Source organism: Jannaschia aquimarina, from assembly GCF_000877395.1.
In the GTDB taxonomy this organism is placed as follows: Bacteria; Pseudomonadota; Alphaproteobacteria; order Rhodobacterales; family Rhodobacteraceae; genus Jannaschia; species Jannaschia aquimarina.
In genome coordinates this window covers 91566-105449 of the sequence record NZ_JYFE01000020.1, presented here as the reverse complement: position 1 = coordinate 105449, position 13884 = coordinate 91566, and the positions used below count along the sequence as shown (strand labels likewise).

General features: G+C 65.9%; 7 protein-coding genes. 3 read left to right on the top strand and 4 right to left on the bottom strand.

Translation table 11 applies throughout. The features are described 5' to 3' along the window. Positions 1–43: 43 nt before the first annotated feature. From jaqu_RS04850 to jaqu_RS04835, 4 genes are all read right to left on the bottom strand, one after another. Positions 44–598, bottom strand: coding sequence for a hypothetical protein (locus jaqu_RS04850; RefSeq protein ID WP_043917814.1), 555 nt, complete (start codon positions 596–598; stop codon positions 44–46). Beyond that, positions 598–3456, bottom strand: coding sequence for an excinuclease ABC subunit UvrA (gene uvrA, locus jaqu_RS04845; protein ID WP_043917813.1), 2859 nt, complete (start codon positions 3454–3456; stop codon positions 598–600). The genes jaqu_RS04850 and uvrA overlap by 1 nt, the downstream gene beginning before the upstream one ends. 118 nt (positions 3457–3574) lie before the next feature. Then, a complete protein-coding gene (locus tag jaqu_RS04840; protein WP_043917812.1) occupies positions 3575–4717 on the bottom strand; it encodes an MFS transporter in 1143 nt (380 codons plus the stop codon). 157 nt (positions 4718–4874) lie between these two features. After that, positions 4875–7745 carry a hypothetical protein gene (locus jaqu_RS04835; protein ID WP_043917811.1) on the bottom strand — a complete coding sequence of 957 codons (2871 nt, stop codon included), beginning with the start codon at positions 7743–7745 and terminating at the stop codon, positions 4875–4877. Positions 7746–7884: 139 nt separating this feature from the next. Here jaqu_RS04835 and jaqu_RS04830 point away from each other — a divergent pair, with 139 nt between their 5' ends. From jaqu_RS04830 to jaqu_RS04820, 3 genes are read left to right on the top strand one after another with little or no spacing between them, the layout of a single operon-like run. Further along, positions 7885–9615, top strand: coding sequence for an ABC transporter transmembrane domain-containing protein (locus tag jaqu_RS04830; RefSeq protein ID WP_043917810.1), 1731 nt, complete (start codon positions 7885–7887; stop codon positions 9613–9615). Then, the gene (locus tag jaqu_RS04825) at positions 9612–11750 is read left to right on the top strand and encodes an ABC transporter transmembrane domain-containing protein (protein ID WP_043917809.1); all 2139 of its coding nucleotides are present in this window, start codon (positions 9612–9614) and stop codon (positions 11748–11750) included. The genes jaqu_RS04830 and jaqu_RS04825 overlap by 4 nt, the downstream gene beginning before the upstream one ends. Continuing rightward, positions 11747–13027: an HlyD family type I secretion periplasmic adaptor subunit gene (locus jaqu_RS04820; RefSeq protein ID WP_043917808.1), complete on the top strand. Its 1281-nt coding sequence runs from the start codon at positions 11747–11749 to the stop codon at positions 13025–13027. The genes jaqu_RS04825 and jaqu_RS04820 overlap by 4 nt, the downstream gene beginning before the upstream one ends. Positions 13028–13884: the final 857 nt, after the last annotated feature.

Here is a 13884-nt window from a genome sequence, read left to right as displayed (position 1 = left end):
CAGGCGATACAAGTCCATCCCGCGTCCGGAACGGAACGAAGGATCACCCCCCCGAATCGTCCACGAGCTCCCTTAGCCGTGCAATCCGCGCGTGAACCCAGGCCAGCCGTGCACCATAACTCGCATTGCTTAGCGCTCTGGCGGCGTCGCGCCCCGATCGCAGCGCGCTCAGATACGTCCAAAGCGCCCAATGGGTCGCCGCCCGTTTGAACGGAAGCCCCATGACCCATTCGTAATCGTCCAACTCGCCCCAGTTCGCCCGCTGGATCGGATGATCCCATTGCGCCGCCAGTTCTTCCCGCGGCCAGGGCCGCCCGAGGGCCCGCTCCAAGGCGGCGAGCCGCCGCTCACATTCGCCTCGCCAAAGCCGGTCGAAAGCCGCCTCTGCATTCCGTGCCTTCAGAGCCGAACCGATGCGCAGAAGGTCGGCATCACCGTGGAAGACGTCGTTGAGCTCGAAATACAACTCGATCAGCTCGTCGAAGCGGCTCGCTGTGATCCACGCGTCCAAGACCGCATCGTGTCCCGCGCCACGCCCCAATGCCGCATCCAGCTCGTCCAGATAACGCGCATAGGCCGCGCCTTTTCGTTCCGACATCACTCCGCCGCGATCTTGCGCGCCTCCAGCATCGGCTTGAGGTAACGGCCCGTATGGCTCCCCTCAACCTCGGTGATCTGCTCGGGCGTCCCGGTCGCGACCACCGTCCCTCCGCCGTCTCCGCCTTCGGGTCCGATGTCGATCACGTGATCCGCGGTCTTCACCACGTCGAGATTGTGCTCGATCACGACGACGGTATTTCCCTGCTCCACCAACTCGTGCAGCACCTCAAGTAGCTTGCGCACGTCCTCGAAATGCAGACCCGTAGTCGGCTCGTCGAGGATATACAACGTCCGTCCCGTGGATCGCTTCGACAGTTCCTTCGACAGCTTCACACGCTGCGCCTCACCGCCCGACAGCGTCGTCGCCTGCTGGCCCACCTTGATGTAACCGAGGCCCACCCGCATCAGCGCGTCCATCTTCTCGCGGATGCTGGGAACAGCCTTGAAGAACTCCTGCGCGTCCTCGACGGTCATGTCCAGCACGTCGGCGATGCTCTTGCCCTTGAACAGGATCTCAAGCGTCTCGCGGTTGTAGCGCTTGCCCTTGCAGGTCTCGCACTCGACATAGACGTCCGGCAGGAAGTGCATCTCGATCTTGATGACGCCGTCCCCCTGGCACGCCTCGCAGCGGCCACCCTTGACGTTGAAGCTGAAGCGGCCGGGCTTGTAGCCGCGCGCCTTGGACTCGGGCAGACCGGCGAACCAATCGCGGATCGGGGTAAAGGCGCCCACATAGGTCGCAGGGTTCGAGCGCGGCGTGCGCCCGATGGGCCGCTGGTCGATGTCGATCACCTTGTCCAGATGCTCGAGCCCCTTGATCTGTTCGCAGGGCGCAGGTGTCTGGCGAGCCCCGTTCAGCTTCATCGAAGCGGTCTTGAACAGCGTCTCGATGGTCAGGGTCGACTTGCCCCCGCCCGACACACCGGTGACGGCGACGAACTTGCCCAGAGGATAGTCGACCGTCACGCCCTTGAGGTTGTTGCCGGTCGCCTTGACCACCGTGACCTTCTTCTTGTTCCCCTTGCGCCGCTTGGCGGGCACGCCGATTTCCCGTCGCCCGGCGAGATAGTCGCCGGTCACGCTCTCGGCGCAGGCCATGATCTCGGAGGGCGTGCCCGAGGCGATGATCTCGCCACCATGGACCCCAGCTCCCGGACCGATATCGAGCACGTAATCGGCCTCGCGGATCGCCTCTTCGTCATGTTCGACCACGACCACGGTATTGCCTTGGTCGCGCAGGCCCTTGAGGCTTTCGAGCAGGCGGTCGTTGTCGCGCTGATGCAGACCGATGGACGGCTCATCGAGCACATACAGCACGCCGGTCAGCCCGCTGCCGATCTGGCTGGCCAGGCGGATGCGCTGGCTCTCGCCACCGGAAAGCGTTCCGGACGAACGACTTAGCGTGAGATATTCAAGTCCCACATTGTTCAGGAAACCCAACCGCTCGCGGATTTCCTTGAGGATGGCGCGCGCGATCTCGTTGTTCTGCTTCGACAGCTGATCCGGGACGCCCTCGACCCAATCCAGCGCCTCGCGGATGGACTTCTCGACCACCTGTCCGACATGCAGCCCCGCGATCTTGACCGCAAGCGCCTCCGGGCGCAGGCGGTAGCCGCCGCAATCGCCACATGGCCGGTTGTTCTGATAGCGTTCGAACTCCTCGCGGACCCAGCTCGAGTCGGTCTCGCGATAGCGCCGCTCCATGTTGGGGATCACACCCTCGAAGACGCGCGTCACCTCGTAGACGCGCCCGCCCTCGTCGTAGCGGAACTTGATCTTCCGGTCGCCGGAGCCGCGCAGGAACACCTGCTGCACCTCGCCCGGCAGGTCCTTCCATGCCGCCTTCTTGTCGAAGCCCATATCCTTGGCGATGGCGTCGATGGTCTGCAGGAAGTACGGCGACTTCGTCTTGGACCACGGCGCGATCGCCCCCTTTGCCAGACTCAACGACTGGTCCGGCACCACGAGCCGCTCGTCGAAGAACAACTCCGCCCCCAGCCCGTCGCAAGTCGGACAGGCGCCGAAGGGCGCGTTGAACGAGAACAGCCGCGGCTCGATCTCGGAAATCGTGAAGCCGCTGACGGGGCAGGCGAACTTTTCGGAGAAGGTGATCCGCTCCGGGTCGCCCTCCTTCGGAGCCGTCTCGAGAATGGCGATGCCGTCGGCCAGATCCAGCGCCGTGCGGAAGCTGTCGGCGAGCCGCGTCTCCAGCCCCTCGCGCACCACGATCCGGTCGACGACGACATCGATGTCGTGCCGGAACTTCTTGTCGAGGGTGGGCGGCGTGTCGAGGTCATGAAATTCGCCGTCGACCTTGACCCGCTGGAAGCCCTGCTTGCGCAGCTCCAGCATCTCCTTGCGGTATTCGCCCTTCCGGTCGCGCACGATGGGGGCGAGCAGGTAGCCGCGCGTCCCCTCCTCCATCGCCATCACGCGGTCGACCATGTCCTGCACCTGCTGGGCCGTAATCGGCTCGCCGGTGGCTGGGGAATAGGGTGTGCCCGCACGGGCGAAGAGCAGACGCAGATAGTCGTAGATCTCGGTCACGGTCCCGACGGTCGAACGGGGGTTCTTGGACGTCGTCTTCTGCTCGATGCTGATCGCGGGGCTGAGACCGGTGATGTGGTCCACATCCGGCTTCTGCATCATGTCGAGGAACTGACGCGCATAGGCCGACAGGCTTTCGACGTAACGGCGCTGCCCCTCGGCGTAGATCGTATCGAAGGCCAGCGACGACTTGCCCGACCCCGACAGCCCGGTGATCACCGTCAGCGTATCGCGCGGAATATCGACGTCGACGCCCTTGAGATTATGCTCCCGCGCGCCGCGGACCGAGATATACTTCTGCTCTGCCATGCCTGCCCCTGTTGGCCCCGGATGGGCCAGAATGCTTAAGGTAGGGACCGCGCCTCCGACCTCAACGGGGGGCGCCCGGGAATCGGCGGCGCAGGTGTGAACGTTTGGTGAACGCGTATCAGAGGCCGGCGCCGGTTGCCAGCCTCGTCACGCGCCGACCGGACCATGCTGCCAGGCAACCGCCAAGCACGGCGACGGCAAGGATCACCGCCAGCAAGGCAGTCGCACCGCCCGCCGCGGCCAGCGCGAGGACCGGGGTCCCGGTGACGGTCCCGAGGTTCCCGAACTGGGCGATCGCGCCCGTGGCCCGTGTGCGCGCGTCCGGAGTGTCGTTCCACGCGGCGATGGCCGCGAAACTCGCACCGGGCACCAATCCCATGAACGCAAAACAGACCTCTGCCGAGAGCGGCAGCCCGAGGGCCATTCCGGCAGTCCCTGCCGCCGTTCCAGCGAAGCCCATCCCGCTGACACGCCACGGCGACATCCGACGACACAGCGCGCCCCCCATGAGGGTCGACCCCAGGGTGATCAACGACCAGAGGCTTGCCACTTCGGGGGCGCGGCCGAGGGCGCCGGGCAGAAAAGTCAGAGCGGCGAGAAACAGGAACGTGTAGCAGACGAACCCCAGGGCGGGCGCGACCTGCGCGAAGGTGCCGTAGACCTCCCGATGAACGCGGATCGGGTTCAGGTCCAGCGCGTTGCGCGGCAACCTGGGAATGCGGCGCCAAAGGATTGCGGCCAGCGCCAGCATCGCCAGCCCATTCGTCGCCAGCATCAGCGGCAGGCCGCCCCCGGCGATCAGCGCGGGAAAGACCAGCGCGGACAGGGCGAGCGATGTCCCGAAGAAGGTCCCCCACAGCCCCATCGCAAGCGGCCGATCCCGGTCATTCGCGGCGGCGGCCATCAGCGAAGGCCCGGCCACGACCAACGCCAGATGGGCCAACCCCTCGATGCCGCGCAATGTGGCAAGGACGAAGAAGGGCGGGACAAACGCCTCCAACAACGCGACGACGCCGCCGACGACCAGCCCGCCCAGAAAGCATCGCCCCGGACCCAGAGCGGCGACAACGCCACCAGCCATCGCACCCAGCAAAAGGCCCATTACGCCGACCAGCGAGACGAGAAATGCCACCGTTGGAACGTCCCGCCCCAACGCCTCGGACAATGGCCCCAGAGACAGGGAGATCTTTCCGAACTGCGCTGCGGCCAGCAGCCCGCCCAAATAGACGAGAGCGATCAGGGTCAGGTCGGAACGCGCCATGGGAGGGGCATGACAGATCGGTGACGCGCTCGCGACCGGAAAGCCGCGCTCCGACGCAGCCGCCCCCCCTCGTTATCCGCACCGGCCGACGGCGAGGACCGGCCCTCGGGGACCGGCCCTCGCCTCGATGTCGCGATTGCCGTGACTTTGGCCTGGATCAGAGACCGAGCGGCAAGCTCGGCACCGGGTCGTCGACGATCCCGCCCAGATCCTCGCCAAGGTCGTCCGCTGCGTCGTCGGCATCCGGGATGACCGGGTCGAGGACCGCCGGCGCGTCGAGGTCCACACCCACGGTCGCGAGCGCATCGGTCAGGTCGACATCCTCGATCGAAAAACCATCCTGGCTTTCGACCTCTATGTCGATCTGCATGGTGCTTTCGCCAGGCTCTCCCGAAGGCGAGACCGTCCGGGCGGCGACCGTCAAGGTCGTCGACCCTACATCCCCGAGGGCCGGGGAGACCGAGATCTGCGAAAGGTCCCATCCGGTCAGGTCCAGGTCGCCTCCATTCGAACTGACCGTCCGCGTCCCGTCTTCGACGATCCAATCTGCCGGAACATCCTCTAGCCGGACCGCTTCGAGCGTGTTGCCGTGCGTTTCGACGCCAAGGCTCAGTCCCAGATCCTCGCCTTCCGTGACGACATGATCGGGTGACGGCGACGTCAACTGGAAATCCGACTCACCGGGTTCGCGCCACTCCAGGCGCAACGCGCCGTCCCCGACCAGATCGAGATGCTGGATGACGATCTCGTGTGTCCCCTCGTCCAGATGCAGCGAGACCTCAGCAAGACCCAGGTCGCCCGGCTGGACGTCCAGCGCCACCAACTCGCCGTCGATCCAGAGAAGCGCGGTATCGGAAGACGGAACGCGGAAGTCATAGGTTCCGCCGACCTCCGCATCGACCCTGCCGGTCACCAGTGTCGCGAAGGCGTCTCCGGCTTCGAGATCCACCAACCCCTCGCTTTCGCGCGACAGGTCGATGCGATCGACGAATTGCTCGCCGATCGGCTCCGATCCCCAATCGACACCGACCAGATCGGTCGCGGTATCGGCCACGCCGATCTGACGCACCTGGAACATCCCGGCGACATCGAGATCCGGCGGCGGCGTCACCTCATCCGCGACGCTCACCTCCACGCTCTGCGTCGTCACGCCGCCACGGCCGTCCGAGGCCGTCAGCTCCAGCGTCACCGAGGGCTCCGCCTCGTGGTCCAGCGCCGTGCCGTCGCGCAACTTCAGCGTGTCGCCCACCATCTCGAAGCGCGCGTCGTCCACCGACCAGCTCAGCGCGTCGCCGTCCGGGTCGCTCCCCGAGACCGTGCCCACGACCGCCCCGGCCGCGTTCTCCGCCACGACGTCCCCGGACAGCGCCAGGCCCTCGGGCGCCTCGTTCACGTCCGCGACGCTCACCTCCACGCTCTGCGTCGTCACGCCGCCACGGCCGTCCGAGGCCGTCAGCTCCAGCGTCACCGAGGGCTCCGCCTCGTGGTCCAGCGCCGCGCCGTCGCGCAGCTTCAGCGTGTCGCCCACCATCTCGAAGCGCGCGTCGTCCACCGACCAGCTCAGCGCGTCGCCGTCCGGGTCGCTCCCCGAGACCGTGCCCACGACCGCCCCGGCCGCGTTCTCCGCCACGACGTCCCCGGACAGCGCCAGGCCCTCGGGCGCCTCGTTCTGCGGCTCCTCTGCGGGCGGCTCTTCCGCGGGGGGCGCTGTCGGTTGCGCCGGTGAGGTGTTTTCTTCCTCCTCTTCCGTCGGATTTCCGCCCGGTCCGGGATCTGTGGGTGCGGGTGTCAGGCTTTCCTCTTCGGTCGGCCCATCCGTCTCTTCCGATCCCGGATCGGCAGGATTGTCCTGCGGTATATCCCCGTCCGACCCCTCGCTCCGTTCTTCTTGCGGAGGCGATGCTTCATCCGCAGGATCTTCCGTTTCGGACGGGGTTTCCACTGAACCCCCTGTCGGCGGTTCGGGGGAAATCGGCTCATCGACCACGGGATCGGGGCCGGGCCCGGCATCCACGGGCGCCTCGGGACCGTCGGTCGGATCGCTTTCGGTCGGCGGCTCTGTAGACCCGGGATCTTCCGATGCGCCGTCGCCTTCATCGCCAGGCCCGCGCGACACCTCCTCGGGCGGCGAAACCGGATCGGGATCTGCAGGTTCCTTCGGAGCCGTTTCCGGCTTGTCGCGCACCGGAGCCTCAAGGTCGGCCCTTTCGCCGACCCCCACGGGTTCGTTCTGCGGAAGATCGACGGGGGCCGGCTCCGGATCGACGGTCGGGGCATCAGGCTCACGATCGACGGGTGTATCGCGGGCCTCGACGGTCAGATCAGGCACATCGGGCCGCGTCTGTGGGACTTCTCTGGGCTGGGTCGTGGGGATTTCCTCTGCCGGGGTCTCCGCCGGATCCTCGCCAGAACCATCCTGGACCGGCGGAGCCGCCTCGACCGGCACGTCGACCGGATCGATTATCGGGGTACCGGGTTCGGCCTGGTATTCGCCCGGCTGATCGCCACCGCCGCGCCGGGCTCCGTCGCTCGCCGGCTGAAACGACGCAGCTTCGGGCGCGTCATTGCCGGATAGGTCGGCCTGCTGAGCGGTCGCGCGAGCCGCGTCCCTGCCGGTGGCGTCAGTCCTCGAGGTCTCTGCGCTGGCCACCTCTTCTCCGGCGGTCTCACGGATGCGTTCCGGGCGCGCCGAGGATCTCAGCTCGAACCGCTCGCCATTGGCGTCCGCCTCGTCGCTGCGCGCGATCCGGGTGCCGGTGAAGCTTTCCTCGATCGCTGCTAGATCCGCACCGTCGACCAGTTGCTCGACATAGTCGGACGCCTCGATGTCGTAGTATTCGGCGGTTCCCGAATGCAGCAAAGCCTGTTGCTGTCCTTCGCTGACAGAGCCGTCCTGGACCACTTCGCCGATCGGGCCGTCCGACGGCGCGACCGAACCGGTATCGGATGTCGTATCAGCCGACGAGAGTGCTGCCTCGAGATCCTCTTCGTCGCCGCGGACATCGTGCTGAGAAACTCTGTCGACCATCGTTACTTCCCTTTCTCGGACCGCTTCGGGCGGGCCACCCGGAGCGCACGAGGCGCAGTACCGGAGATTTGCTAATTATTAAGCCGATGACCCTACGGTCGCCGCTCAATGAGATCTCGCCGGTGAGTCGGAGTGTCAGGTGAACAAATCGGAGCGAGACTGTGACGGATTTGGAAAATCCAACCTAGATGCCGATGGTCTCGTCGCTTCGCTTCTGATCAATGCGCTCGGTCTCGCGATCCCGATCGCGATGCTCCAGATCTTCGACCGCGTCCTGCCCAATGCGAGCCTCGCGACCCTAGATGCGCTATTCGTCGTCATGGTCTGCGTCGTCGTGCTCGACGCCCTGCTAAAGATCATGCGGGCGCGGATCGTGCTCGGCATAGGCCGCGCGGCGGAGGAACGGCTGGCGCGGCGCCTGCTCGACCGGCTCTTCTTCGGAGATCTGCTCGCCCTTCAACGCATCGGAAGCAGCCGCTTGCAAAGGGATCTGCTGTCCTCGTCCCGGCTCCGCGTAATCCTGTCCGGGCAGTCAGCTCTGGGACGCATCGATCTCGCCTTTTCCGCCGTCTACCTCGCGATCATCGCAGCTCTCGCAGGATGGTTGGTCGCTATCCCGATCGTGACGATTCTGACGATCGGGGCAATCGGCTTCTATTTCCGGCCGCGGCATCGCGCGGCAGTTCGCGCGAAGGATCGGAACGCAGAGAGGCGCAGCACGCTGGTCAGGGACACTCTCGCCCGCATCCGGACGTTGAAGCTGCTCGTCGGCGAAATGCGGATCATGTCCCGCTATGCCGCCTTGCATTTCGACGCGACCGAGGCACAGCGAAAGCTGACGCGGATCGCGGATTCGGGATACACGACGTCGGCAATGGCGGGCCAGATCGCGACCGGAGCGCTGTCGCTCGCGGGGGGCTATCTTGTGATCGTGGATGCCTTGAACCTGGGCAGCCTCGCCGCTTGCATCATGCTATCGGGCCGCTCCGTTCAGCCCTTCCTGCAGGCCTTGCTCGCCGATGGCGATCTGGGACAGGCGCACGAAACCCGCCGCACGCTCCGGCGGCTTCTGGCAGTCCCGGATGTCAGACCCCGTCCGCGAGCAGGGGGCCGATCGGACGACCTGATCGTGATCCGGGACCTGGACTGGCGGGCGGGAAAGGACCTTCCCGATCTTCCCGACGCTCTCTCGATCGCCATCGCGCGAGGAACGGTCGTCACGATAGGCGGAGACAGGATGGACGACCCCTCGGCCATTCTCCGAATGCTCGCAGGAGAGCAGATCCCGAGGGCCGGGCGGATCCACGTGGACGGCGCAAGGCCAGACCTGGGCCCGGCACCGGGCGAGCCGCTCCGCTCGGTCGTCAAGGTCTCCCGGACTCCGACACTCTATCGTGGGACAATCCGGCAGAATCTCGCCGCCCACCTCACAAATATCGTGGATGCACAGGCGGTATCCGGGCTTCTCGACGTGCATGCGGAAATCGACATGCTTCCCGAAGGGATCGACTGGCGCCATGACGGCGGCAAAGCCGGCATCTGCAGTCCCGGCCTCGTCAAGAAGATCAGTCTGGCGGCAGCCCTCGCATCGGATGCGGAGCTGCTTCTGCTCGACACACCGACCGCCGATCTGGATCCGCTTGGCGCACGTCTTCTCGCCGATCATCTCCTGATGACCAAGGGCCTGACCACCGTCGTCATCGCCAACCCGAATGAAACCCTGACCGAGATGGCCGATCTTCATATCGAGTTGCGGGCCAATCACCCGCCGCACCTGTCCCGGCCCGCCCATCGTACCGGTCCCACGGAGTCCGATCGCGCCTGGCTCTCCGCGATGGGCACGCCCGAGGTCGACAAGGTCGCCTCGTGATCGGGACCGATGTGAAGAAGACGGCGGCGCGTCCCCTGCGAAGCGCGTCGATCCGCGCCGCAGCGGAGAACCTGCTCGCCCTCGTGACCCAGGCCGGCTGGTTTGCGTCGCTTGGGCAGATCAGCACGGCCATGCGCACCGACGGCCCGGACATCTCCGGCCCCGATATCGCAGCGACCCTCGACCGCCTGGACATCCCCTTCGAACGGCATCCCATCGACGCGAAGACGGCGATGGAAGGCCCCTTCCCCTTCCTGTTGGTCGAGGCCGATGGAACATCCCATTTCGTGGTCGATTCTCATCGGGATCTCGGTCTGCGGGTCGGGGCGACCGGTCATAGGCCGGCCCGATGGATCGGGCTCCCGCAGGGACCGCTTCTCCGGGTGTCCATCACGCCCGCCGACGATGCCGAGAGGACGGAAGAGGCCACGTCCGTCGCAGCCACGCTGCTCGGGATGCTGCCCCACGTCTGGCCCATGCTTCTGATCGCCGTTCTCGTGAATGCGCTCGGTCTGATTACGCCGCTTTTCGTCATGACGGTCTACGACACCGCCCTTCCGGCCCGCTCGGTCGAGACCCTGTCGGCCCTCGCCGTCGGCCTGGGCCTCGCCTATGCGATCGAGATCATCGCCCGCCGGATCCGCAGAGGCGCGATCGTCCATCTCGTCTCGGAATTCGAGGATCGGATGGGCCTCGCCCTTCTGCGCAAGATGATTTCCCTTCCTTTGTCCACACTGAACAGAACCGCCGCGTCCGTCCTGCAGGCCCGGCTGCGTCGGTTCGAAGGGATCCGCGACGCGTTTTCCGGGCCTCTGGCTCAGGCCGCACTCGATCTGCCCTCTCTCCCCGTCTTCGGTGCGGTCCTGTTTCTCATCGCACCGGGTATCGGCTGGATCGCACTGACCTGCGGCGTTGTGAGCCTTCTGATCCTTCTGATGATCGCGCCGGCGCAGCGGCGCCGCGATGCAGCGCTCTCCAAGGCGCTGGAGAGCTACCGCCAGAATGTCGAAGAAGCGATCGAAAAACAGGTCGAGATGCGCCACGAGGCCATGCGCGACACCAAGCGGGCCGAGCTGGACGTCGGTCTGGAACGTTATCTCGACGCGGACCGATCCGCCCGCGCGCTTCGGCAATTGACCGCCTTCGGCCTGCAAGCGCTCCTGATGGTATCGGGGATCGGGGCTTGCTATCTGGCGACGCGATATGCGGTTCAGGGCGAACTGCGTCTCGGGGTGCTTGTCGCGATCCTCATTCTCGTCTGGCGATTTCTGACGCCTGTTCAGATGCTCACCAGCGCGACGCAGCAGGCCGTCTCCGTCGCCGAGGGGATCCGGACGATCGACGGGCTCTTGTCACTTCCGCAGGAAAAGCAACGCGGCGTGTCTCCTCTGCCTCCAGTCGATATCGCGCCACCGATCCAGTTGGAACAGGTCACGCTTCGGTTCCCCGAGACGGCGATGCCTGCCCTTCTCGGCGTCTCGCTCGAGGTTCAGGCCGGCCAGATCATCGTGGTGTCAGGCCGCACGATGTCGGGGAAGACCTGCCTCGCAGAACTCGTCGCCGGCCTTCACCAGCCCAGCGCGGGCCGCGTCCTGATGGCGGGACGGATGATCCGCCAGGTCCCCGTGGATGATCTGCGGGAACGCATCGCGTTCTGTCCTCAAATGCCTCAGGCCTTTCCAGGCACTTTGCGCCAGAATCTCCGCTTCGCGTCACCGCTCGCCACCGAAGATGAACTTCGCGCGGCCCTTGGCGAGGCCGGTGTGCTCGATGAGATCGACAGCCTCCCTGACGGCTTGTCCACCGAACTGGGGAGAGGTCTCGACCCAGTCCTGCCGGATGCGATGCGGCACAAGATCTCGCTGGCGATGACATTCCTTAGGCCAGGGCCCGTCTTCATCTTCGACAGCCCGACAGCGGGCCTCGCTCCCGCCCCCGCCGAGACGGTCCGGACCGCGATCCGTCGCCGTGCGGACAAGGGCGGCGCGGTCTTGCTGATATCCAATGATCCGGAAGATCTCGAACTCGGAGATCGCTTCGTCGTGCTCAGCCGCGGCCGGATCGTGCTGAACGAGCGGGGCGCGCGCGGAAGAAGTCGCGTCGCCGCCCTGCTGGACCCCGGAGGCCACCGATGACATCCAAGGACCCGCTGACAGGGCGTAAAAGCCGCCATGTCCCGGCCACGGCCCGACTGACGATCAGGACCGTGCTTCTCCTGCTCGTCGGCGGCGTCGTCTGGGCTGCAAACGCAGAACTTCCTGAAATCGCCTTCGCCAGCGGAACGATCCAGCCCACCGGCGCCCTGCGACGGGTGGAGCATATCGACGGCGGCGTCGTCGACAAAATCCTCGTGGAGGAAGGGAAGCTGATCGGACCTCAGGTCCCGATCGTTCGTCTCAAGGAATACGATGTCGCCGCGGAGCACGACAATCTGCGGGCGCGAGAGAATGTCGTTCGACGCTCGATGATCCGAAACCAGAAGATTTTCGATGCGATCGGAACAGACGCGTTCCGGCCGGTCGACAGCCAGGAGACGGATATTCGCGCCGACGCGCGGCTTCGCGCCTACGAGGCGACGCGGCGCCGGATTTCCGACCGGATCGCCGCATTGGACCTGCGGATCAGCGCCGCGGAAGCCCTCATCGAGAACGTGGCCCATCGCGAGACGTTGCAGGACCGGGAATATGCGATGATCGCGAGCCTGTCGGGCAAGGGTCTGCTACCGGAACGCGATCATCTCGCGATGCAATTGAGACAATCCGACCTCGCAGCGACGCGCCTCAGCGCCATGTCCAACCTCGAGGAGGCGCGCGGGGCAAGACGTGACGCGGTGAACGAATTGCTCGAATTGCTCGCTCGGACCCGGGACACTGTTCTGGGCGATATCGAACAGAACTCCGAAGAGCTCGCGACGATCAACCGGGCCATCAACGACAACCGGACGCGGAATGACCGCCTCTGGGTCCGGAGTTCGATCGGGGGCGTCGTGCAATCGCTCTATCTGAACGCCCCCGGAGAGGTGATCGAGCCGGGCGGACTGGTCGCGGAGATTCTGCCGACGGGTGAGCGGCTGATCGCCGAGCTTCGCCTCAAGCCTCGCGATATCGGCCACGTCGAGGTCGGCCACCGTGTGGAGGTCCGCGTCACGACCTATTTGGCGAAACGCTTCGGTACCCTCGAAGGAAAGGTCGCCCAGATCTCGGCGACCTCTGCCGAGAACGAGTTGCACGAGATGTATTTCCGCGTCCGCGTCGATCTGGGAGAGGAACTGATCGGCCTGGATGGCACGGTTCATCCTCTCAAGGCTGGAATGGAAGTCCAGGCCTCGATCGTGACAGGCTCCCGGACCGTGCTTGAATACGCGGCCGATCCGATCCTGCGCCCGTTCCGCGGGGCCTTCGGCGACAGGTAGGCATGGTTTCCCATCTTAGCGCACAGCCGGCTCCAACCGGGATAGACCGGCAGGCGAACCTGCCTGCGCGGGCGCGCAAGACTTGTCGCGACGCGCCGACGCGGCGGTGGCTAACGGGCTAAGTGGGGCGTGATCTCCAAGCGGCGGTGGATCGGGTCGGCAGATCGCACGCTCTTCTTTCGGCGGGCGGGGCCGGATATGTGGCCGAAAAGGTTATCGAGCCCCCGTACTCTCCCCTTCCGGTTCAACATCTCGAAGGCGCGAGGCACCAGATGCCCCGACGAAGGCTGAAGAGGTTTCCGTGGTAGGCTGACCCGGACCACGTTCGGACCTTTGACGCGACACCTCGAAGGCCGATGCCGATGTCGGCCCAAGGCGATGCTCCCGCCGGGCCGGTCGGCATCAAGCCGGGGCCTCTCCGGCCCGGGTCAACCGTCTGACCGCGCACCGAAAAAAGGACTGACACCAGCCGGTCGTCGGGCAAGTCGACCACGGCAGGTGGGCGCGGAAGGAGGCGCCGACCGCCCGGATGGCGTTCGCGCGCCACGCGCGCGGATGACACTTGATCGGCTTGCGCCATACGGGTGCGTCGGACCCCGCACGTTTGCTCACGGTCCTTCCGAGCCCGCGATCGAGATCAGCGAGTACCGTATGTCGAGGCAATTTGAAGGGACGTCCCGAAATGACGCCGAGCGGGTTCTCAGCCACCACTCGAACGGCTCATCAGGATCGCGGACCATGACCTGGAAGGTCATCGTGAGCGCCGGGGAGAGACCTGAGAAGGGTCTGGATCCGGTCCGACGCACCAGCCGCCTCTCCACGGGCCTTGCCCCCCGGCACGCAGAGCAGGGCGACGC

Coding starts and splice junctions, on each gene's coding strand:
- uvrA (WP_043917813.1), bottom strand. CDS start 3,456: ATGGCAGAGCAGAAGTATATCTCGGTCCGCGGCGCGCGGGAGCATAAT.
- jaqu_RS04850 (WP_043917814.1), bottom strand. CDS start 598: ATGTCGGAACGAAAAGGCGCGGCCTATGCGCGTTATCTGGACGAGCTG.
- jaqu_RS04820 (WP_043917808.1), top strand. CDS start 11,747: ATGACATCCAAGGACCCGCTGACAGGGCGTAAAAGCCGCCATGTCCCG.
- jaqu_RS04835 (WP_043917811.1), bottom strand. CDS start 7,745: ATGGTCGACAGAGTTTCTCAGCACGATGTCCGCGGCGACGAAGAGGAT.
- jaqu_RS04840 (WP_043917812.1), bottom strand. CDS start 4,717: ATGGCGCGTTCCGACCTGACCCTGATCGCTCTCGTCTATTTGGGCGGG.